Below are 21,423 nucleotides of genomic sequence, written 5' to 3'. Positions count from 1 at the left end.
ACCTCATGCTTAGACTATAGTCCTCAACCCTTTCGATCGTATTTCTGAAATATAATGGTATTGAAATATTTAGTTATCCCCGTCTTAATTCGGCAGAAACACCGAGAACACACTGCCTTGTCCAACACGTGAGCTCACCTTGATATATCCGCCCTGTGCGTTAATGATTTCTCTTGCCAGATATAAGCCAAGCCCCACGCCCTCCATATGTGCAGCCTGTCTGCTGCGGTAGAAACGTTGAAACAGCTTATTAATCTCTCCTTCTTCTACACCCATTCCGTTATCTGCCACGTTAATGCGGGTAAACAGCTCATACTGCTCAACAGTTACCTCAACATTTCCGCCATTCGGCGTATACTTCACCGCATTATGGACGATATTCCCGATCGCTTCCGCCGTCCACTTCGGATCCAGCTGTGCGATGATATCTCGATCACAGTCGAACCGAAGCGCCAACTGCTTGCTCTCTGCTTCACTCGCATACGTCGCGACGGCCTGCGCGATCACATCATACAGAGCCGTCCGCTTCACCTGCGCATTCACGATCCCTGTTTCCAGGCGCGACATATGCACCAGCGCTTGAATCAAGAAGCTGAGCTTGTCCGATTGTGCCGCAATTTCATCAACGAGCTGCGCAGCGGACTCATCCAAGCAGTCATGCTCCTGCAGCAGCTGTGCGTACAGCACGATGTTCGCGATCGGAGTCTTCGTCTGGTGCGAGATGTCGGAGATCAGACTCTTGATGCTGTTCTTTTCTTCCTCGATAGCGCTTGATGACGCCCTTGAGATCTCAAGCACGCGGCACAGCTTATTCTCAAGCGCAGATAGGCTGGTCTCATCGTAGGATACATCAACTTGCTTGTACCGCAATGCGTGCTCCATCATATCGTCAAGCTGATCGACCACGCGGGCAAGCTTCATTTTCAACACCAAGATTAACGCTATGACAAGCACAGCTACCGCTGTGATATACAACCATACAGGCATCATCGTGACATCGCCCTGCCGCTGGATCATGAGCCACATGTAGAGTGCAAACAGAGCAGACACTGTGCCTAGTAAACAGCCGAATACAATATAAGTTGCTGTAAATAAGGAATGAGTCGTCTTGTTCATATGTGCAGCCTCATTCATACGCCCATGTATAGCCAAGCCCATACACGGTCTGAATATATCGCGGCTTCGCCGGATAGTCCTCTAGCTTATTGCGCAATCTGCTGATCGTCACCGTCAATGCATTTTCATCGACGTATTCCGCGCCATCTGTCCAGATCTTATCTACGAGCAGCGAACGAGACATCACATGGCCCCGATTGCTCACGAGCGCCTTCAACAGCTTCTGTTCCGTCTTGCTGAGTAACAGCGTCTGCTTCCGCTTGCTGAAATCCATCGCGTCAAAGTCAAATACAAACTCGTCTATGACAATCTTCCTGGACACCGTCTCTATCGACTGGCCGCCCCGCCGCAGCATCGCCATCACTCTCGCTCGCAGTACCATAAGGCTAAAAGGCTTCGTTATGTAATCATCGCCACCAAGCTCCAAGCCGGTCACGATGTCAATCTCCATATCATTGGCCGTTGAGAATATGATCGGCACAGCCGAACGCTTGCGAATGTCCTGACACAGCTCAAAGCCGCTACCGTCCGGCAAATTCACATCCAGCAGAATCAGATCCATTTCCTGCTTAGTCAGCAGTTCCTTCGCCTGTTCCATCGTATAGGCTTGATGCAGTGTCATATCCTGTTGGCGCAAGGCAAAGCAAATTCCGTTATTCAATGCTGGATCGTCTTCAACGATTAATAGATTATGCATCTAGGATATCTCCTCTTGCTCTTTTGTCGCATCGCACTGTCTCTATCATACTTCACATTTTCCATCTATTCCTAGAGGTCACTTGTCAAACATATGTCAATCGCCGTAAACCAAAAGGAACCGTTCGGTCTCTCTCCTTCGGAAAGAAATCGAACGGTTCCTCAATTCATTATCCATGTTGATGCTGTGCCTTAGGCGCAGGCTTAACGGCAATGACAGGACGGCGATGTACGCCAAACTGTACAGTCCACGTAATAACCTGACCAGCAATACTTACGGATAGAATCGTATACAATGTATCCATAAGCGGCAGAAATGCTAGTGATACTAACAATACCGCAACGTCAAACAGAATGAATACGGTGCCGACACTTAGCTTCGTCACCTTGCTGACATACAGCGCCAATATATCGTCGCCGCCTGTAGCGCCGCCGTGTCGCAGTACAATACCAGCTCCGAAGCCAGTTAGAACTCCAGCGAGTATTGCTGCAAGCAGCATGCTTGAACTCAAGTCAATGACTAGCGTTGAATACCTTTCACATAACTCATAGGTCAGTGAGAATACGCCGGTTGCCAAGGCTGTGTTCATAATAAACTTATGGCCCTTCAAGAACCAAGCCACGATAAATACGGGAATATCCAAACATAATACCGTAATCGCAGGCGACCAATCGAACGTATACTTTCCGATCAGCGCCAATCCTACAAAGCCGCCTTCAGCTAAATTGTTCTGAAAATTAATGTGATAATAACTGAAAGCCAATAACATTGATCCTAACATCATCCAACAAAAATTGCGTAATGCTTCGTTTTTCCTCATCTTCGTAACCTCTCGTTTGCAGTTTGAAACCAACTGTGAGAGTACGAAGCGAGGACATTGTCCTTCGAACGTTCCTTCGATTCATTTGTCCCACTCATCCTTCTCCGCAGTTAGTCGTACCATCAAGTGACAGTTTGCTTGCTGCGAGAGGAGCTAAGTGTAGGAAAGATCATAACGTTTCCAGATTGTCCTTTGGGGCATCATCCTTCGGGGACGCATTGGTATCCTGATCCTTTCGATTTAGTTTTGAGGTTTCCCTCGGTTATTGTTATTATACCATAATGTATATGGGGTCAACACAGGACATATCCCTTATTTATCGCTGCCGTTCGGATTTTTCCGTTTTAAATCGCTTGGAGCTCAATTCAATACCAGCTAAGATTGCTATCCTCCTGCATTTCCTCAATTATGCTACGCAATCCTCCTTCGCCGCCTAGAAGTATCGCCGCACTCCCCGCTCCTCCTTAATGATCTCGACCGCTTCCCGAAAACGAAGCGAGTGAACAATCTCCCGCTGGCGCAAATACTTCAAACTGTCCTGCAGATCCACGTCATCCGTCATATCGATCAGCCACTGATAAGTGGCGCGCGCCTTCTCCTCAGCCGCGATATCTTCATAAAGATCCGCGAGTGGATCGCCCTTGGCTTGGATGTATGACGCTGTCCATGGTACTCCTCCTGCATTCTCGTAGTACAGCGCGTTATCATGAGCAGCGTAGTGTGCGCCTAACCCCGCTGCTTCCATTTGCTGAGGAGTGGCATCTTTCGTTAATTTGTAGACCATAGTCGCTATCATTTCTAGATGTGCGAATTCCTCTGTTCCACAAGGTTATCAGTTATTATTCTTGTCTGTTGTTCCTATAACCATCTATAAAGCCTTTCTTGTATGCTTCCCCAACCAGATCATACCTTGCAGAGTACATCTCCTCTAAGATCAGCACTTCCTTCACAACTATTGGTGCTTGGCGGAGTACCTTTTCAAATAATCTTGTATGGGAAATATAGAACATTGCATCGTTTTCACATGCCTCATTAGTTACTTCCTCGGCTCTCTTCTCAACAAGCGGTTGTATCCAATCCGGCAACTTGTCATTGCTCATGCCCCTATCTCCTTTAGCAGGTTGTTAACCATATGATGCATCTAATATATCGTACAAGTATGGATTACTTTCGAATCATTACGCTGTTATTACAATATATACGAATGTATGTTCTTATTCAATATTGAAAATTTGTCTTCATAGTATTATAATATGAACATATGTTCTGATTTATTGGCTTTTCTGGTTTCTTTTTAAAATGAGGTCATATGCTTAGAATTGTTACTGTGGTAATTGCAGAAGGTTTTAATGGGTATTGCACAGAAGATGAAGAGGTGTCCTAGAGGAAGATACGTCATGCACTTTTAAAAGAATGGCTTACAATTGGATTGACAGGATTCAGAGACGAGACAATGCACGGATAATTATTCGTATTTATATATACGCTGTGGGCTATATCTCTTTACTGCTCTGCTTCCTATCAAGCTATTTTAATTCATACTGCGGAACAAGATGATCGTATTCAACCACGTCAACTCCGAAATGGTGAGCGTTCCCTTCTTGGCCTTTTCGACCCACGTTGCGTCTGTTATGATTCCTTTGCGGTTAAATTCGGTCAGCGTCTCCACCAGCATATCACGTTGATTATCAGTTAACTTCAATGCGTCGTTCTCCTTCCCAATATCAAACTCATATAACTTGTATTGCTCGATTAAGCCGATCAGTAATTTCGGATATTCCGGATCGGTCGCATACCCGCCTGCATGGATCGCATACGCAGCCGTCTTGTAGTCGGCTCCCAGCACACCGTGATACCGGTTGGGCTTGTCCCTCGTGCCGTTTAGTATCAGCTTGCTGTGATCCGTGATGCTCTCGCCCCAGTTATGGTAGTGACGGAACTGTGCCATGATGTAATACTTGTCGCCACTCGGCTTATACTCTGCTGTTCTATATTCTCCGCTCCCAGCAGTGCCAACACCTTTAATGCCGAACAGGTTGTTCCCCTGCTTCGTCAGCTGCGATTCTCCCCATGCGCTTTCCAGTATCGCCTGCGCGATCGTCAGCGATGCGGGGATGCTCGAACGTCGCATATCCGCCACCGCATAGGCAGCGATCTTGGAGATGAAATCATTTGGCTTCATGTTGTTCACCATCTCCTTTCTCTTGAAGTTGTGCGAGCACTTTCTTGAGAAACGCTGGCAGCGGCACCTTTAATACCCCTAGATTCTCGACAATGCTCAATCCCTCGCGGCCAATGTAAAAATACAATGCTAGTGTGCGGAATATCGGTGTCTCATTGCCTATCATTTCATCCAGCATCACTGCCAACGCTATGACCACGAATACGATAGCTTTGCGGACACCGCCCCAAAACATAATCTCGCTATTGAGCGACTTATTATGTATGGCGCCTAGAATCCCTGTCAGGTAATCAGCAACCATGCAAAACACGAGTATTTTGAGCGCGATATCCCACCCGCCAAGGAACACGCTTACGATCGTGCCGATCGAAGCCACCACAGCGCTGAACGTATTTTCTTTCATATTCTTCCCACCTTATAAGGAATGTAAATAGCCCCCGACCAGTGATCGAGGGCATAAAAATAGCGCCTACCGTTTTGGCCGCGCTTAGTAATGCTTATTGGTGATCTCCGTATATTGCTCGGCTGTTATCACGCCAAATGCAACATATTGCCGAAGCTGCGGCTCCTTTGCCCATCCTTTGTTATAGTAGTACTGTAAACGTTCAAAATCACTATTAAACATCTGACTTCGCCTCCAGTTCTAATAGTCTTAGCTCCATACCTACGATTTGACCGCCAAGTGCATCGTACTGCTGCTTTAGATCCAATGTGATTAGCTCCTGTTGTACCAACTGCTCGCCTAATAACTCTAATTCTCTTGGCATTTCTGATACTGGTTCTGGAGCTTGTCCACCACTCCAAAATACCGATGGGTTGAATCCTTTTATGGATTTATCAGTCGCCTTATATTCCTCCAAATCAAATGTGATTGGCTCATAGAGTCCATGCGGCATCGGTACAGCAATAATGTAGCCACTCAAAACTGGTTGCGGTGGATCGCTTATCTGGTTGCCTTGTTCGTCGTACGCCCGCGGCGGTGTGGTATATTGCGGGTATACTCCATTGGCAGAGTCTGCAACTAATGTTGGCTCACCAAAGCTACCATTTAAGTCTGTTATAAACGCTTCTTTCAAATTAATCACCTCTACTATTTAGCCAAGAATGATACTCCTGATAAAGTTATTTTTACTGGTGTGCCGCTATTGTCGATATACACGCTACCATCAACATCTATTGATATGACACAAGGACTCCAAGTACTGCCTGTGTAAGATGCAGCAGGTGTTTGAGTTATCCTATCAGGGCGATACCCATCAGGTAGTTTAAATGCTATACTACCATTTGTTCCGTTTTTGATGTTACCTGCAAACCTGACTATTCCAGAAGAATCTTTGTAGTACCCTACAGTAATATCTACTACCCATCCGTTAAGCAATGTCGGCCATATCCACTGCGGCGCATCTTTATCCGATTTCTGATTGCTCAACACGCTCATTTGCTTCTGTAGATCAGCCACATTTTGCACCGTGTCCGTAAGCGTACCACGCAAGTTAGTAGATAGCTTACTAACCAAAGGCCTTGAGAGTGTTGGATCTAACATAAAATATGTGAAGTTGTACACAGCGGACGTGTCAAAGTTGGGAGTTAAACATTCCCCATTCCGTATTCCATAGTCGGTGTACACATTGGAATTATAATAGTTCCAGTTATGGTCTTCTTTATTATTCCGATACGTTTGAAGAATGTTCTTTACAAGGTGTTTTGGTTGACTGTAGTGTACTCGTGAGTGCAGATAGTACTTATTGTCTCCGCCCTGTTTTGGTATGACATGCTCTCTAAGCACAATACCACTACCTACCTTAACTTGGTTTGATCCTGCACAGAGAGTTGCTCCAAACTCATAGTTGGCTACAGGTTCTGTAATTGGTATTGCTTTTAAGTATTGTAGTTGATACTTTTTCCACTTATCATGCGTTGCTGTCGGTAGTGTTCTAATACCCGTGTTCGGTATAGGTTCGCCCGTTGCTGAGTCTATCTTGTGCCATTCTCTTATACCAGTACCATTGAACAACGAATTGTATCCGTTATCAAACGTGTTAATTCTCCAACCAAGAATAAATGCTGCTACCTCCTCAGGTGAAGGGTTATAGGACTCTCCAAAACCTGTCTCCGAATTTCTCACTGTAATGCGTAAATCTGAGTTATTAACAAAGAATTGATCTGGTGCTGTAAAATTCGCAGATGCGGCAACATCAAGATGTGTAAGAGGTAAACCAGTGTACTTCGTCATATGACGTGTGCTTTTGTTGAATAACAAGCTTAAATCCTTAAGACGTAATGGAAGAACCTTAAACCCTGTCTGTACAAATCCGATACCCTCAGCTTGTATTATGTCGGTATCTATAGATACCTTGTCCCAAAGTTTACGCACATAAGGTTGGCCATCGTCACCTACATATAGCATATCTGCTTTTGTTCCGTCGATAGGATTAGACATGAGCTCACATCCTACTGCAAACATGCTTCTCTGTTGAGGTCTAAACTCTTTTGGGACTTCACTCTGTACCATTATGAAGTTACTGAATCGATATTCACCAGTAGCGAAGACTTCATTTTCTTGCTCATTAGATATATAGATGCGGACACACCCGCAATTCGGCGGCATAGCAACATAGTTGTGTTCATTTGCTTTATGATATGTCCGAGGTTTAAGGAAGTTCTCTATCCTTCCCGCACTCGCCATATCTTTATAGTACTCGAATCTCACAGTTCCTATTGGGTTGGAACACTCTGTTCGTACATAGTATGTTTTATTAGGCTCGACTTCCAAGTCATAGAAAAGTCCTATATTATCCGTAGCAAGCTTGGCTAAAAACTCGAAAGTATACTCGCCTGTTATAGTTGCTCTGTTAACGTTATTAACAAAGTCGTAAGTGATTGGTAGTAAGTTTCCTCCTGTAACTATTGCGTATGGATTTTTAACGTTGACGATACCGACTCCATCCCGCAACTCCGTTCGTCCCGTAATTGACTCGAGTATGAATGGTGTGTCATGTTCGACGGTAACCGTAGATGTACCTGGAGCCAGTGTAAGTGGATCAGACTTATTGCCAAACATGTCATCTATCTTCTCAAAGTTACCATTCAAGACTCTGATATCATAGAAATCACTATCTTCTGGTAGTTTCAACCCCAGATTAGTAGTTGAAGTTGGCATTAAAGCACCTCATTTCTTATTTCACAATGTGTTTTTGCGGCTAATTGATCATGGCTGAACTTATTCAACGTTGCATGCGAATTATACATTATCTGCACCCGTGCTAAGATATTAGCTGGTATAGACCGGTGGATAAGTGAGGTTACATCCTGGAAAGCTGACTTTGAGATCAAGTTTACTTTAATCAGCATTGTGTAGTCCGAACCGTTAATCTCTAACGTAAATCCATCTTTCCCGCACAACGTCTCTAACTGCGTATATAACGAGCGCTTCGTGATTGGCAACTGCTCGAGTATGCGGCTGATAATACGAAACCGTCGAGAGTCTATGTCATCAGCAATCTTACCAGCAATGCTGAGTATCCCCTCCCAGCGAATGATACCTCGTTCTCTTAAAGTAAAGACTGAAAAATCTTGTGCTATTTTATTAATCGCATCAGTTACAACATTAATCTCCTGCTGTTCAACTTCTGTAATTACGCTTAGTTCTTGAATCTCATGTAAGTAACTGGGCAAATAATCACGAAGCATTGTTGCTCACCGTCCCTAGAAGCGGTATCTGCGTAGCTTGCAGCACTAAGTTTTGGGCTGACCCATTGAGTGAAGTGCTGACAATATCTAATACACCTGTCACGGCTAGTATCTTAGCGTCAAGCTGGCTAATGCGCAGCACGATAGCTTCTTCATTAGCCCAACCGCTAATCGTTTCACTAAGATATGACTGTATAGCAGTGGTTACTTTGCTTTTAACGCCATCCCAACTGTAGCCCGGTTCAATTGTCAGCTGAAATGCAACATTAATGGTCAATCCTGTCACACCTTCAACCGTGACCGTATGACCAATCGGTGCCCATCCCTTGCCTTGTCCTTCGAAGCCTGGTGGATCAATCTCATTTTGCACAGTCGCTATCAGTTCAGCAGACGGTACACCGCCTGCGCTGTCAGTGATGACAAGCTTGACAGTCCCGCCGCCATTCCAGACTGGGAATACCTTGCATGCGCCCACTCCCTGCATCTTCTCCAGCTTCTCCCGATAGTCCGCAACATTACCGCCAAATGCCTCTGTGTTGAGTGAATCATAATATCTTGCTCTTAATGATTCGTCAGATTCTTCATCCTCGCCATATATGAGCACATCGGTGAGAGCGGCACTAGTCAGCCCATTAATGTAATCGATCGGTAATAAGATGCCGGTATACACGTTACCGATATCTCCTAGCTCCTCTGCGGTCAACTGATACTCTCCGTCAGCGATCTTAGCAGTAACCTCATAATTCACATCTCCGCCCGAAAAGCGTGACCCGATCGGTATTTCAGCCCCAGCAAATACACCTTTCCGTACTGCGGCTGTTGTTGGCAAACGAAATACACTGCGCTCCTTAGCCTTGTTGGTTAGATCCAAGCCGGTCGCGGTATCAGGGAATGCCCGATCCATCTCGGTAGACAAGATCGAGTACAGCATAGTTAACTCGGCAGCTGCTGGAGCAATGGCCGTGTAAATAACTGAACCCTCTCGCTTGTCCAAATTATCAGGTACGCGACTGAGACATCTCTCAAGGATCGCATCGTAAGTCATTGCTGAGTAATCAAACATTTATATCGTCACCTCCTCGCTGATCGGGACAGCACCGAAAATAGAAACAGCGGTAAACTCTACCGCTGCCGTGCATTTGTCCAGTATTCTAATCCTAAAGTCAGTAACATCCGTAATCCTAGCATCAGATGTTAGCGCTTCGCTTATAACACTCTTAAGCTCACTCTGCAGGACAGCCTCACTTTTACCGATCACCCTATCGATCTCTATTCCGTAATCCCAGCTATAGATCGTATGAGCAAATCGCTTGGTATGCAAGATCATATAGATCGCTTGTCTTACTGCATCGATGCCATCCATATTGCCGTGAATCCTTCCATTATCGAAGTCAATCTTGTATGTTAGAGACGGCTGCTCCGCAGATGATCTGATCTCTACAGTGTCGCCTATCATAATCATCTGCTCTGCATTGCCCGGTATTAATGCCATCGTCACAGCCTCCCTATGATTAGAAACTGTTGACCGCCTGCATTGCGCAGCAGGATGACTTTATCAGCCACGTCAAGTGTGGTATTTCTAGGTATGATCAACATGTCCTTATCGATTAGAAAACGGCTGTCAACCCATATAGCCAGGGGCGATACAGTCCTCACTTCTCCAAACATGATCGCTGCAGGTACGGCTGTTTCTCCAGCTTGATACGCTAGCCGTTTAATTTTTTCACTTAACATTACATCACCACCAACTTCAGGCTCATCGTTTCATTTAACAAATCGTGAGTGCATTCATCTACGATATACCACCCTGACACCCCGATATCCCCGATTCTAATAAAGAGAGCCCGTCCCGCTCTCACCGACAGATCCCCAATCGCTTTCATACTTAATGACAGTGATGGACGATTCTTCAGAGAAAGCAGCATACTGGCTCGATCCTCAACCTGCGCTTTATTCAAGTTCTCGTCGACTTTGTCAGAGTGCAGCAGAATTCCCCAACGTTTCATGGAGTTGCTGTCTTGGACTATATACACATCGCGTTTACCTGAATCCTTATTGTCTCGTACTAACTTGATCTTATTGGCTGTATCGCTGTCAATGTCGCTTGAGTATTCATAGCCTGTTGCGAGGCTCTCATCTCCTACCACCAGATCGATATGACTCTCCTTTACATCAGAGATACGAAGAGAGCCGTAATCATCCCACAGAACGTACATTTGATTCTTGTTCACCAGTGTCATATCCAACGCTTTAAGGATAATATCCAGCAGCGTTTTGCTGTCCTCAACCATCGATGGAATCACATAATGGGTGTTTGCAAGCTTACCCGTCATGATATTGTAATCAGCGGCAATCTTAGCTACAATCTGATCCGCTCTCATTCCTTTGAATACATAGGTGTCTTTGTTCTTGAGATAGCGAATCTGATCATAGGCAGTAGCTTTTATGCTGCCTGTTTCGTCCTGAGAGAATTTGAATACATAGCCATAGAAGAATCCAGTATTCTCACTCTTCAATACCACGATGCCGCCATGATCGATTACAACTTCTGAATCTTGGAGGATCGTGAGCTCCATGGAGCCGGGAGAGCCTCTCCGAACCGTTTTCCATGATGCATCCGTCACAAGCGACGTTATATCGTGCGCCTTGCCCGTATTGATGTTCTGATACAATATCTGCATGCTCATAGCTTCAATACCTGCCCAGGATAAATTGTATATTTCGGCAATCCCGTGCCCTTGTTTCGCTTATCGATCAGTTCCTTATTTTTAGCATATAGCTGTGGGTACTTGCTGCCATCGCCATATCGCTTCTTGCAGATAGCCCACATGCTCTCCCCTTTGACTACAGTATGGGTCTTGGCGGCTGCGGGGCTGCCTGGTCTCTTAGGGGGACTTATCGTAGCTGCGGCCGTTTTCTTCAAAGGGAACAACAGACGTTTAGCCGAGTATGCCTTCCATTCTTTCAGCTTAAGGCTGTAATATAGATCTCCAACTTCGCCTGCACGTTCTTCATAGGTTAGCTCTTCAATACCCACATTGATATTGATATCCAGATCCGTACCATAGATAAGTAATCGCGCTGGGCTGCCTGTATCCCGATGGGCTTGGATGGCTCTGATATACTCCATTGGTTCGCGCCATTTTCTGCCCGTTATATAGGGAGCTGAATGAGCAGGAAAAAGGGACTCAATCGTAACCTCCTTGAGTCCCTTGCCTTGTATCTTATTGATTTCTCCCAGCCCCAACACCGTCATCGATTCATTTCGCCCAGCAGAGCTCACTTCAAGCTTCTCCGGAAGAACAGGGAGTTCAATCTCATGACTCTTGAGTAACAAAAACATTCGATAACTCATCTGATCCCCTCCTAAGCAAATATGCCCTCTGCGCTCATCGCAATTTCATTTTCCAATCTGCGTTCCATCTCATCTAGTACACTGACGACATCTACTCTTTCACTGATCTGAGCTTCCATCGCAATCGTTGGGGTCAACGTAACGAAGTTCTGTACATAGCGCATCTCTGCCACGTCTTTAAGCAGCTGCAGATCCTCTTCACCGATGTTGACATCGTCCTTGATCTTGCCAACCTCACCAACTCTGCCGATGTCATTTATCTTCGAATTATTCCCCATCAGACCGGCGGCACCCTTATCGTCCGGTTTGAATTTATCGCCTAAAGAGTCCAATGCATTCCCTTCAAACATCGACGATACACTGCTAAACTTGTCTGATATGCCGCTCATAAGATTTGATCCTAGGTCACTTCCTGCCTTAATCGTTTGCCCTGTATCGCGTTTCTCCATTCTTTTTATCTTGATCGTAGATTCTCCATATGCAGAATCCACCATGTCTGCGAGGCCGCCTCGCCACCCCTTGATCGTTTCAGTAAGGTTGCTTCCAAATACTCCATCAATAGCATTAGCAATAGTCTCAAGAAGTCCCAATACGACGTCTGCAAGTCCATAAAATAACCTTCCAATCGCTTTGATTGGATTATCAAAAATGGTGGCAAAAAACTCCCCAAATACTGCAAGTAGGTTCCATATATCTGCAACAAGGTTGTAAAAAACTGCAATTATTCCTCCAAGTAGCCCACCGACAAATCCAAATATTTGATCGAAGGTCATACCCATTTGATTAAGCGCAATGATGATAAAGCCGATGGCTAACCCTATTGCAAAAGCAATCAAAATGACAGGAGACATAGATAATATGGCACTAATACCAGCTACTATCGCGGAGAACGCCCACATTGTAAATGCAGTTACCAACGCAACTCCTACAGCAATCGCGATCTGTGTAAATAACGGTTGAAGCGTAGACCAATTATCTTGAATAAATGTACCTATTCCAGATATAATGCCAAAGAGCCAAGTGACTGCATCCGCAATCATACTGATCGCCACCATAATCCCATTAACCATAGCAGCCCCTGTATCGCTATTCAGGAAGCCATTGATCGACTGCATAATTCCAGAAAACGACATGATTGCAAAGTCTTTGATTTGGGACCATGCGCTCTCGAATGTGCGCGGGGTATCTCCAAACTTCGACTCGATCTCATTCGCAAAGCTGAACATAGAAGCCTTCATAAGGTCTGCAGTAATATCTCCTTGTGCTGACATAGCTTCAAGTTCTGTCATACTCTTGCCAGTAAAACTTGCGATGGCTTGAGCAATTATCGAGGCGTTTTCCTGTAGAGATTGAAATCCACTGGCATCCAACTTACCTGCTGACATGGATCCAACAAACTGATTTATTCCGTTTTGCTGTTCACTTGCAGATTTACCTGACATGGCAAATGACTTCTGCATCAGCTCGGTGAAAGCAATCATCTCATCGTTCCCCTTAAATGTATCACCCGCCGTTAATCCAAGCTTAGTAACGGCACTAACCGTATCATAGTATGAAGTTCGTGAGCGCAGAGCAGCTTTATGAACTTTATCCTGCAGCTCAGCTTGCGTATTAAACTGGTCACTAATAAGCCCCAGTCGAGTGCTGCTATTCACGTAATCATCACTAGCTGCCGCCATCTGCTTGAACATAGATGCTGCTGACTGTATCGCTGACGTAATCCCTCCCCATACGTCTATACTCTGTTTGTCACCGCTTGCAGCCGCACTCTGACCCTTATTCAAGCTGCTTGCGCTTTGCTGAGGTGCTGCCTTCGGCTGCGAGGTAGACTTAGGCTGCACAGCACCTTTTATTTTGGCACTCGTTAACGCTTTGGACACCGATGCTCTTAATGCAGATGCTCTGGACATTAGTGTCGACCCCATATTCCGAACCATCTTTCCAACGGAATCCATAACATTCCTTACTCGACCTAATCCTTGCCCTGCTGCTTTGGGCTTTATGCTCCGTTTTTGTTGAGCACCCCCCTTAATTGGAGCACTCATGAGTTCTTTTGACATAGATCTATATAATCTTGATAGCTGATTAGATATTGAAGTTATGCTATTTTGCGCTCTATTAATGGCAGTATCCATCAACTGCTTTACACGGCCAAATCCTTGTCCCGCAATCTTGGGATTAGCAGTGAGTTTCTGCTGAGCAGATCCCTTAATTGGGGTGGTCATGAGCGCTTTCGACAATGATGCATGCAATTTGGATATGGCAGGCACGCTATTTCGCACTTTATTTCCCATAGCATCCATCGACTTCATTACACGATCGAATCCCTGCGAAATTCTTTGAAGTGATTTGGGACACTTTACATTATCCCCAGCACTTGCAGACGCTTCGGACATCACCTCACCCCCTTACCTTTTTCGTTTGGCTTTATCGGCCTGTTTCTTCTCATTCTCGATCTGTAGATCGATCGAAGCATAGATAAAAGCCCGGACATGCATGGGCTTAACCATGAGCTCGTCCGGGCTGATCTTTAACCGATGCAGGGCATAGTGCGCGTAGTTGGCTTCGCCGTCACCCTGCTTGATTAGTTTTTTGCTTCTTCTACCAAATCATTAATATCAAGGTCGAAGCCGTTCAGCTCCTGCACCTTCTGCACCAGTTCAGCGTACTGCCCTGGATTGAGCAGCTTATCAATCAAAGCTTCTGCTCCAACCACACCGAACTTGGCTTGCAGGTCTGCATCCTTAAAGTTCGGGTCCAGGCAGCAAGTGATTAAGAGACGGTTTGAATACAGATCAGAATCGGTTTCCACTTCCTTCTGATGTGTCTTCTTATTGAAATTGGTCTTTTGGCAGCTCTTGCGAATCTGCTTGTTCTCCGCCTCTGTAATCGAACGAATGATGAACGGAACAGGAAATGGCTTAATGTCCACTTCCATTTTCACTTCAGTCTGCACTTCATTGTGCATCAAAAATTCCTGCAGCTTACCCATATTTAGAACCCCTTTGCTTTAAATTTGGTTGAAGGATTGCATGATGACGAAATCTTCAAAGGTAAAGTCTGTTTCTTCATCGAGCGGATCGTCGCTGTCGCCATCCAACTTCGTTAGAATGGTCGAATCCAAGTTGACACCCATCAAGTAGATCGTCTGTTTGCCAGCTGCACTTGCAGGGTCATCGTTTTCCACCAGCATGTCAAAATAGACATCTTTGCCCTTATCCTTGAATTGTTGAATCATATTGCGGAACATCGGTGTTACATAGTAGATGGTCATGCTTCCTGTGCCGTTGAGTCCCGTTGTCTTGTGGCCGGTCATGCGCTTGCCGATAGACTTCACTTCCGCTTTCGCTTTTTCCAGCTTCGCCTCAATCGTCTTGGCAAAGAACAACTCCTCATTGTTCCCGTTGATCTTGACGTATGCTCGTCCTTCTTTACCATTAATCGTGTCTTGTGCGTTCATTGTTTTCATCTACGATCCCCCCCATTAGGCAACATTAACAATCATATAGAGTTTTTCCATGCTGTCATTCGGCTTGATAGCGCTGATAACCGATACGTCTCGTTTTCCGGCACCCTGCGCAATCTCAATATCCGCACTATCAAACTCGCTGATAGCGCCGATCGCTTGATACTGCAGAGCAAGAGAGATCAGATCCGCCCTGAACAGCTGTCGCCCTGTATCGTTGTTCGTCATATTTCCGATATAAGACTTACCGAATATGCGAGCTACATCGTTCGCCCAGTTATCCAGCACGCGCATCACACGGTTGCTCGTCCAGTCCGAAGATTTCCCGCCGTCAAATGTAATCAGACTGTTGATATCCGTCAGGACACGTGCCTTCTGATCCTCAGCATAGAATACAAATTCTCCCGCTTTGATCGCGGCCTCATACTGTGACTTCGTATATTTGATATCAACATCAATAGCGCCGTCATAGGCTTCGTTCGTCAGGCTTTGATTCACCTCAGCAGCCGCAGCAGCACCTGCTACCCACGCAACCGCCTTGTCGCCCGATAATGTCGTTCCATCCTCCAGCACGACACCGTTCTTGACATTGATGATGCCCTCATAATCCGCCGGCTGATTGTATAGCACGCTGACGACTTTTCGTCCATCTTCATCCCGCAAGCGCTTTGTGAACGCCACGAACAGCGATTTGATGCTCGCATCCGTGCCCGGATAGCCCAGCACATTGAAGCTTTCCACTTCCAATGCTGTCAAATAAGCGAAGTACGCCTCCGCATTCGCCGTACCATTAGTACCGCCTGAGAGCGCAGCAGCTGCAGCAGCGGATAAAATACCTGTGGTATCGAAAGTAACATAGTCGTTCCCTTTCAGTTCGGCCGCAGTCGTTACCGTCTGCTTGTCTGTGCTTGCCGTTCCCAGATAAGTGATAACGTCAAAGCCGCTGTCCGGGTTAGCCATAACGGCTACTCGAATGTCATTGCCTCTCGTCCCGCTGTGCTTAGCGGTTACCGTTACGCCGCCAACCGTTTGCGAGGCCTTCTCGCCTCCGCCATTGACACGGCATGCCAAGAGCGTCTTGGTGCGCTTGAAGCATTCGCGAATCAGCAGCAATTCTGGCGCTGTCGGCTCATAGCCAAACACCTCAAGTGACTTCTTGTTAAAATCTGACGCATCCATCTTGATGATCTTATCTTCCTCACCCCAGTTCAGCTTCAACGGCAAAGACGTAATACCTCGTGTACCCGCTGTGACACTGCTGCCTGTTGACACAAAGTTAATATAGGCTCCTGGGAGCACCTTGTTCTGCAATGTAAATGTACCGCCACCAATTGGCATATGATCATACCTTTCTATTTATATGTGGATTAACTAACCTATCAACTTCCGTCAAGCTGTATAACTGCCTTGTATAATTAAGAAGTCCCTGATAGAATGTCAGACATCTCGCTTGAAGCATGTCGCCTGTTCACGCCTTCAGCTTCTCCACCAGTTGTATGGAGTCCATCGCATCACCAGACTGTGATGGCATAAGACCCGTAATTCCCGCATTTACCGTAAAATGAAACACGTTCCCATTCTCGAGCTTAGCCTGTCCGTTATTCATATGGATTTGTTGATCCGAAACCTCCAATGTCTCCAACTCGAAGCACAGCGTCTCTGCCCAACTCGTAAAGGACATCCCGTCATTGTCCGCCTTATGATACAGAACCTCGAAGCTGTAGGAGTCTGTACGGCGGCGCCCCAACTGCTTGCTGCGCGCATAAGCGATACATCGGACAACATGATTACCGACAGCATCTGCTGGCAGCTCATCGACATATACAGGTCGATCAGGATATAGCAATCTCAGCTTTCTAGCAATTGCTTCGACTAATTCTTGTCCTGTCACACTGTATCCTCCCCTCTTGGGGTATTCTTCGACTCTACTGACCTGTCCATCACTGCCCTTAGGGCGGCTTCAGCGTTGGCCTTGCTCTCCATTGCTGCATCGCATGGATTGTCACACGTGAAGCCCGCATTGCCGTCTCTAACCAGATCAACTGCCTTCACCTCCTTTCACTGCCCTATGCCCCCTTCAACTGACTCTGCAGTTGAGAGGAAAATGTCCTTCTATCTATTAGGTGGCTTTCGTAAGGGAAGGCTCCTAATATCAATTACACTAGCTGCTTTGTTCGTTATAGATCCTTAGCTTCGTATCCGCCGACTTAATAAACCACTGCACCGAGCCTTTTGCGAGTCCTAGCGTTGCTGCCGCTTCTCCGTATGACAACCCATTTCCTCTGACCATGACATAGCACTCTCTTTCCCTTGGTGTCAGCTGCCCTAGCGCATATTCGATCCGTTCTCTTTCCCGTTCGGTTACACCTATAGCCTGTACAGCTCCTCCGCCGGATGTATTCGCCACATACGCCTGCAGCTTAAGCGGATCAACAGGTCGTACGCGCTGATACGCGGCGCGCCGTTCAATCCCCCGCTTGTTTCCAGGACGCTTGCCCGTCTCCAGCCACTCAATGACATATTCCACATCCGATCTCATCGCTGCGATAAGCTTCAAGTCCTTTTCCAACTGTACAATCTCCTGCTCTAGCAGGATCCGTTCATCTTCCCATGTCGTGATCAGCGTCAGCTTGGCCATTAGCGCTAATTGCTGCTCCTTCTTCGCATCTCGCAGCTCTTTAAGCGATTCATATGATCCTCTCAATTTACTGAAGGTCTTCTTGTACTCTATCGTTAAATTTTCCATATACTCACCCACTTCATCATTTTTGTATTCCATTCTCATGAACTAATTCCGTCAAAAAAAGAACGTATGTTCTGTTTTTAGAGTAAAAAAAATCACCTCTCTGCCATGCAGCTAGGTTGCTCACTTTCTTCGTTTCCAGGTTATGCAGCGGCTGCTCCATTTCCACTCCACATCGTAGTTATAAGGTTTAATCTTTCTCAATCGTTCACGCTCTTCTGAAGTCATTTGTCGAATCGTTACTTCACTCGCTCCTATTCCTAGTCTCTCACGCTTCATATCTCGATTAGGAATGGGTCGTCGTTGAAATAAATTCATGCTCCCAGCTCCTTTATCCAGTTAATTGCATCCTCTCCAACGTTCACACCAGCACATCGCCCCGAACTCTGCCGGTTGTCGGAAACAGCTTGTCCGATCGCTGGGCAGGCTCCTTCTATTGGTCTGCATCGGTTCATTTTCAAGCTCAATGTGTGTGTCATATCACTTCCCCTTCTATGCTGCATGAGTTGGTCCACTTAGAACTTGCCAGCAACATGACTTTTTACAATAGCCCAGCCTGCATCATGAAGTTTCTTAAGAATAAGGGCAATCTCCTGATCACCTTTAGCACAATAAGCATCGTTAACCTTGATCGTCGTGTTGCCTGATCTGTAGACCTCAACAATGTTACCTTTATCCTCATTGCTGTTCATGAGATCACCCCCATAAACATCTATATGAGGTACGGCTTGACTACCCATACAGGTACTTTAAACACTTAATATCAAATTAAATTTGAGTTCATGGCAAGATAAAACCGGAGCATAAATTTCAGTTGCTAAACAAACAATATTCGCATATAATTTGCTTCAAAGAGTTAATAATTGTATATGAAGCAAATTTAATTTGACTTCGTTTTAAAATATGGGATGAAAATTTACATTACGGAGACTGTGTCTCACGATCACCCACCTCTTAAGGGCATTATATAACTCAAATTTAATTTGAGCAACTACTTTTTTATAAACTATATGTTCATCTCATGATTCTATAATGTTTTTAGCTTGACTACATTTATTCTATGGAGTGATTATTGTGATGTCGTTGTCCACAACAGGAAAAAGAATTCGCCAGCTGCGTGAAAAACGGGGTCTTACTCAAAGCCAAATGGCAGAACAGCTTGGAATGAATCCCGCCAACTTCTCTAGCTACGAAAGGGATAAGAGCGTTTCTCCATCTGACACATTGGCTAAGATCGCAGATATACTAGGCACGACTACCGATTACTTGCTGTTGCGCAGCGATAACCCATTGTCAGACATGGCTATTTATTCTCACTCGTTCACTGAAATACCTCTAGTCGGCACCATATGCGCAGGCGATGGGATATTAGCCGCACAGAACATAGAAGATTATGTCGTATATCCTTTTCCCCGCCGAGCTTTGCCAGACTATGCGCTGCGCGTAATAGGAGATTCGATGATCGGAGCCGGAATTACAAACGACGACATTGTATTCCTCCGCAAAGCAAGCTGGGCAGAGTATAACGGGCAGATCGTCGCTGTTATCATCAACGGGGAGGACGGTACATTAAAAAGAATGAAATGGTCTGAAGGATCTCCCTATATCAAATTGATTCCAGAAAACCCGAAATACGAAACGAAGGAAGTTCTGCCAAATGAGGTTATGGTTTGCGGCGTATACTCCGGACATTTCAGATTAAACGTCGATTAATACGGATGAGAGGTATTCGTGATGACTAGTGTGGCAAGTGAATACTGTCTTTATTTGCGGAAATCACGAGCGGATCTAGAAGCTGAGTCCAAGGGTGAAGGTGAAACTTTCGCACGTCACGAAAAAAATTTACAAGAAGTCGCTCGTAGAATGAACATTACGATTACAGAATGCTATAAAGAGCAGGTGTCTGGAGAGACCATCATAGAGAGACCCATCATGCAGCACCTGCTTAGCGAAGTTGAGCAGGGATTATGGGCTGGAGTATTGGTCATGGAAGTCGAGCGGCTTGCGCGAGGCGACACGATTGATCAAGGTATCGTTGCTCAAACGTTTAAATATGCAGGTACGAAGATCATTACGCCTATGAAAATATTCGATCCCCATAATGAATTTGACGAAGAATATTTTGAATTCGGCCTCTTTATGTCTAGACGCGAATTCAAGACGATCAATAGACGGCTGCAAAGGGGCAGGATGGATTCCATACGTGAGGGGAAATTTGTAGGCAATATTCCCCCTTACGGGTATGATCGTATCAAATTGACGAACGAAAAAGGATACATCCTTGAACCTAATGATCAAGCTGTTGTTATCAAGATGATATATGACTGGTACTGTTACGGTGAAAAAGATGAGAGCGGCATCGTTAATGAACTGGGTACAGCGTTGATCGCCAGAAAGCTGAACACACTTCAAGTCCCAACTGCCAAGGGCGGTCCTTGGACAACTGCTACTATCAACTCTATCCTGAGAAATCCCGTATACTGCGGCAAAATAAAATGGGGGTCTCGTCCGCTTCAAAAAAGACGGATAAATGGGAAGTTGGTTAAAGAAAGACCCCGCGTCAGCCTTGAACATATTCAGATCTATCCAGGACGCCACAAGCCTTTAGTTACAGAAGATGTATGGAATCTTGCACAATCCTTCCTCGCTGCCAACCCATCAAAACCTATTTCTCATAAGCGCAAAATAATGAATCCACTTTCTGGCTTAGTCGTCTGCGCCAAGTGTGGTCGGAAGATGGTTAGAAGACCCCATAAGGCAGCAAGCTCTCCTGATACACTTATGTGCCAACTTCCATCTTGCGGCAACGTAAGCTCCTTCCTGCACATTGTCGAAGAACAAGTCATTATCGGATTGAGAACGTGGCTGGACCACTACAGAGCTCAATGGGAAAACTATATACCGGACCTTTCACCAACCAATCACAATACCTTGAACTTGAAGAAGAATGCCCTCATGAAGCTTGAAAAGGAAATATCGACATTAAGCAGTCAAGTAGACAATATACATGATCTACTTGAACAAGGGCTGTACACTTCCGAAACATTTAGCGAAAGATCGCAAAAAATTAACTTGAGAATGACCGAGGCTCGAACTCTGTATGCGCAATTAATAAAGGAAATCGAATCTGAGGCAAAGAGAGAGGAATCTAGCGCGGATATTATTCCTAGCATCGAAAACGTAATTGACGTCTATTATTCGACGAACGATCCCGAACAAAGGAATACGCTATTGAGGAGTGTTCTGAAGGAGGTCAAGTATCTAAAACAATGCGGAGCTAGATCGGGAGGTTCGCTGGATGGCTTCGAAATTACACTGTACCCTAAATTGCCGCGCCATCATTGATATCTTGGT

Annotated in this window: 26 protein-coding genes and 1 pseudogene; 2 read left to right on the top strand and 25 right to left on the bottom strand. The window is 45.5% G+C overall.

Annotated features, from left to right (window positions below; genetic code table 11):
* Positions 1-84: 84 nt before the first annotated feature.
* The 25 genes and pseudogenes from AC3WTP_RS04245 to AC3WTP_RS04125 all read right to left on the bottom strand — a co-directional run bounded on the left by AC3WTP_RS04245 (position 85) and on the right by AC3WTP_RS04125 (position 18,761).
* Positions 85-1,116 carry a sensor histidine kinase gene (locus AC3WTP_RS04245; protein ID WP_492393313.1) on the bottom strand — a complete coding sequence of 344 codons (1,032 nt, stop codon included), beginning with the start codon at positions 1,114-1,116 and terminating at the stop codon, positions 85-87.
* Positions 1,117-1,126: 10 nt separating this feature from the next.
* Positions 1,127-1,813, bottom strand: a complete 687-nt coding sequence (locus AC3WTP_RS04240) for a response regulator transcription factor (RefSeq protein WP_492393312.1) — start codon at positions 1,811-1,813, stop codon at positions 1,127-1,129.
* Between the two features lie 169 nt (positions 1,814-1,982).
* Positions 1,983-2,597 (bottom strand): YitT family protein, encoded by a 615-nt coding sequence (locus AC3WTP_RS04235; RefSeq protein WP_492393345.1) that lies wholly within the window; start codon positions 2,595-2,597, stop codon positions 1,983-1,985.
* A gap of 469 nt (positions 2,598-3,066) precedes the next feature.
* A pseudogene (locus AC3WTP_RS04230) lies at positions 3,067-3,456 on the bottom strand (manganese catalase family protein); the annotation flags it as partial.
* Between the two features lie 16 nt (positions 3,457-3,472).
* Positions 3,473-3,733, bottom strand: coding sequence for a hypothetical protein (locus AC3WTP_RS04225; protein ID WP_492393311.1), 261 nt, complete (start codon positions 3,731-3,733; stop codon positions 3,473-3,475).
* A 431-nt stretch (positions 3,734-4,164) separates the two neighbouring features.
* Positions 4,165-4,815, bottom strand: coding sequence for a glycoside hydrolase family 73 protein (locus AC3WTP_RS04220; protein ID WP_492393310.1), 651 nt, complete (start codon positions 4,813-4,815; stop codon positions 4,165-4,167).
* The gene (locus tag AC3WTP_RS04215; RefSeq protein ID WP_492393309.1) at positions 4,802-5,218 is read right to left on the bottom strand and encodes a phage holin family protein; all 417 of its coding nucleotides are present in this window, start codon (positions 5,216-5,218) and stop codon (positions 4,802-4,804) included. Before AC3WTP_RS04215 ends, AC3WTP_RS04220 begins: the two co-directional genes overlap by 14 nt.
* An 84-nt stretch (positions 5,219-5,302) precedes the next feature.
* On the bottom strand, positions 5,303-5,440 hold the full coding sequence (locus AC3WTP_RS04210; RefSeq protein WP_492393308.1) for an XkdX family protein: 138 nt from the start codon (positions 5,438-5,440) through the stop codon (positions 5,303-5,305).
* Entirely contained in the window at positions 5,433-5,891 is a 459-nt protein-coding gene (locus tag AC3WTP_RS04205; protein ID WP_492393307.1) for a hypothetical protein, read from the bottom strand. Before AC3WTP_RS04205 ends, AC3WTP_RS04210 begins: the two co-directional genes overlap by 8 nt.
* Before the next feature lie 14 nt (positions 5,892-5,905).
* Positions 5,906-7,975 (bottom strand): hypothetical protein, encoded by a 2,070-nt coding sequence (locus AC3WTP_RS04200; protein ID WP_492393306.1) that lies wholly within the window; start codon positions 7,973-7,975, stop codon positions 5,906-5,908.
* Positions 7,975-8,505, bottom strand: a complete 531-nt coding sequence (locus AC3WTP_RS04195; protein WP_492393305.1) for a putative phage tail protein — start codon at positions 8,503-8,505, stop codon at positions 7,975-7,977. Before AC3WTP_RS04195 ends, AC3WTP_RS04200 begins: the two co-directional genes overlap by 1 nt.
* Positions 8,495-9,568: a baseplate J/gp47 family protein gene (locus AC3WTP_RS04190; RefSeq protein WP_492393304.1), complete on the bottom strand. Its 1,074-nt coding sequence runs from the start codon at positions 9,566-9,568 to the stop codon at positions 8,495-8,497. The genes AC3WTP_RS04195 and AC3WTP_RS04190 overlap by 11 nt, the downstream gene beginning before the upstream one ends.
* Positions 9,569-9,997: a DUF2634 domain-containing protein gene (locus tag AC3WTP_RS04185; protein ID WP_492393303.1), complete on the bottom strand. Its 429-nt coding sequence runs from the start codon at positions 9,995-9,997 to the stop codon at positions 9,569-9,571.
* Positions 9,998-9,999: 2 nt separating this feature from the next.
* The gene (locus tag AC3WTP_RS04180; protein ID WP_492393302.1) at positions 10,000-10,239 is read right to left on the bottom strand and encodes a DUF2577 family protein; all 240 of its coding nucleotides are present in this window, start codon (positions 10,237-10,239) and stop codon (positions 10,000-10,002) included.
* The gene (locus tag AC3WTP_RS04175; RefSeq protein ID WP_492393301.1) at positions 10,239-11,192 is read right to left on the bottom strand and encodes an XkdQ/YqbQ family protein; all 954 of its coding nucleotides are present in this window, start codon (positions 11,190-11,192) and stop codon (positions 10,239-10,241) included. Before AC3WTP_RS04175 ends, AC3WTP_RS04180 begins: the two co-directional genes overlap by 1 nt.
* Entirely contained in the window at positions 11,189-11,860 is a 672-nt protein-coding gene (locus tag AC3WTP_RS04170) for a LysM peptidoglycan-binding domain-containing protein (protein WP_492393300.1), read from the bottom strand. The genes AC3WTP_RS04175 and AC3WTP_RS04170 overlap by 4 nt, the downstream gene beginning before the upstream one ends.
* An 11-nt stretch (positions 11,861-11,871) precedes the next feature.
* The gene (locus tag AC3WTP_RS04165; RefSeq protein WP_492393299.1) at positions 11,872-13,770 is read right to left on the bottom strand and encodes a tape measure protein; all 1,899 of its coding nucleotides are present in this window, start codon (positions 13,768-13,770) and stop codon (positions 11,872-11,874) included.
* Between the two features lie 674 nt (positions 13,771-14,444).
* A complete protein-coding gene (locus AC3WTP_RS04160; RefSeq protein WP_492393298.1) occupies positions 14,445-14,852 on the bottom strand; it encodes a phage tail assembly chaperone in 408 nt (135 codons plus the stop codon).
* 18 nt (positions 14,853-14,870) lie between these two features.
* A complete protein-coding gene (locus tag AC3WTP_RS04155) occupies positions 14,871-15,329 on the bottom strand; it encodes a phage tail tube protein (RefSeq protein ID WP_492393297.1) in 459 nt (152 codons plus the stop codon).
* Positions 15,330-15,344: 15 nt separating this feature from the next.
* Positions 15,345-16,664: a phage tail sheath family protein gene (locus AC3WTP_RS04150; RefSeq protein WP_492393296.1), complete on the bottom strand. Its 1,320-nt coding sequence runs from the start codon at positions 16,662-16,664 to the stop codon at positions 15,345-15,347.
* Positions 16,665-16,794: 130 nt separating this feature from the next.
* On the bottom strand, positions 16,795-17,217 hold the full coding sequence (locus AC3WTP_RS04145) for a phage tail terminator family protein (protein WP_492393295.1): 423 nt from the start codon (positions 17,215-17,217) through the stop codon (positions 16,795-16,797).
* Positions 17,214-17,378 (bottom strand): hypothetical protein, encoded by a 165-nt coding sequence (locus AC3WTP_RS04140; protein WP_492393294.1) that lies wholly within the window; start codon positions 17,376-17,378, stop codon positions 17,214-17,216. The genes AC3WTP_RS04145 and AC3WTP_RS04140 overlap by 4 nt, the downstream gene beginning before the upstream one ends.
* Positions 17,379-17,487: 109 nt before the next feature.
* Positions 17,488-18,072, bottom strand: coding sequence for a sigma factor-like helix-turn-helix DNA-binding protein (locus AC3WTP_RS04135; protein WP_492393293.1), 585 nt, complete (start codon positions 18,070-18,072; stop codon positions 17,488-17,490).
* Positions 18,073-18,192: 120 nt separating this feature from the next.
* Entirely contained in the window at positions 18,193-18,387 is a 195-nt protein-coding gene (locus tag AC3WTP_RS04130) for a hypothetical protein (protein ID WP_492393292.1), read from the bottom strand.
* A 197-nt stretch (positions 18,388-18,584) separates the two neighbouring features.
* The gene (locus tag AC3WTP_RS04125) at positions 18,585-18,761 is read right to left on the bottom strand and encodes a hypothetical protein (protein WP_492393291.1); all 177 of its coding nucleotides are present in this window, start codon (positions 18,759-18,761) and stop codon (positions 18,585-18,587) included.
* Between the two features lie 385 nt (positions 18,762-19,146).
* On the opposite strand from AC3WTP_RS04125, the gene AC3WTP_RS04120 reads away from it, so the two are divergent.
* A complete protein-coding gene (locus tag AC3WTP_RS04120) occupies positions 19,147-19,782 on the top strand; it encodes a LexA family protein (RefSeq protein WP_492393290.1) in 636 nt (211 codons plus the stop codon).
* A gap of 21 nt (positions 19,783-19,803) precedes the next feature.
* Positions 19,804-21,414, top strand: coding sequence for a recombinase family protein (locus AC3WTP_RS04115; protein WP_492393289.1), 1,611 nt, complete (start codon positions 19,804-19,806; stop codon positions 21,412-21,414).
* Positions 21,415-21,423 lie beyond the last annotated feature (9 nt).

It is taken from the genome of Paenibacillus sp. EB106-04-04-XG159 (assembly GCF_058791835.1).
Note: the sequence above shows the minus strand (reverse complement) of the source record. Positions and strands in the feature narration are given on the sequence as shown.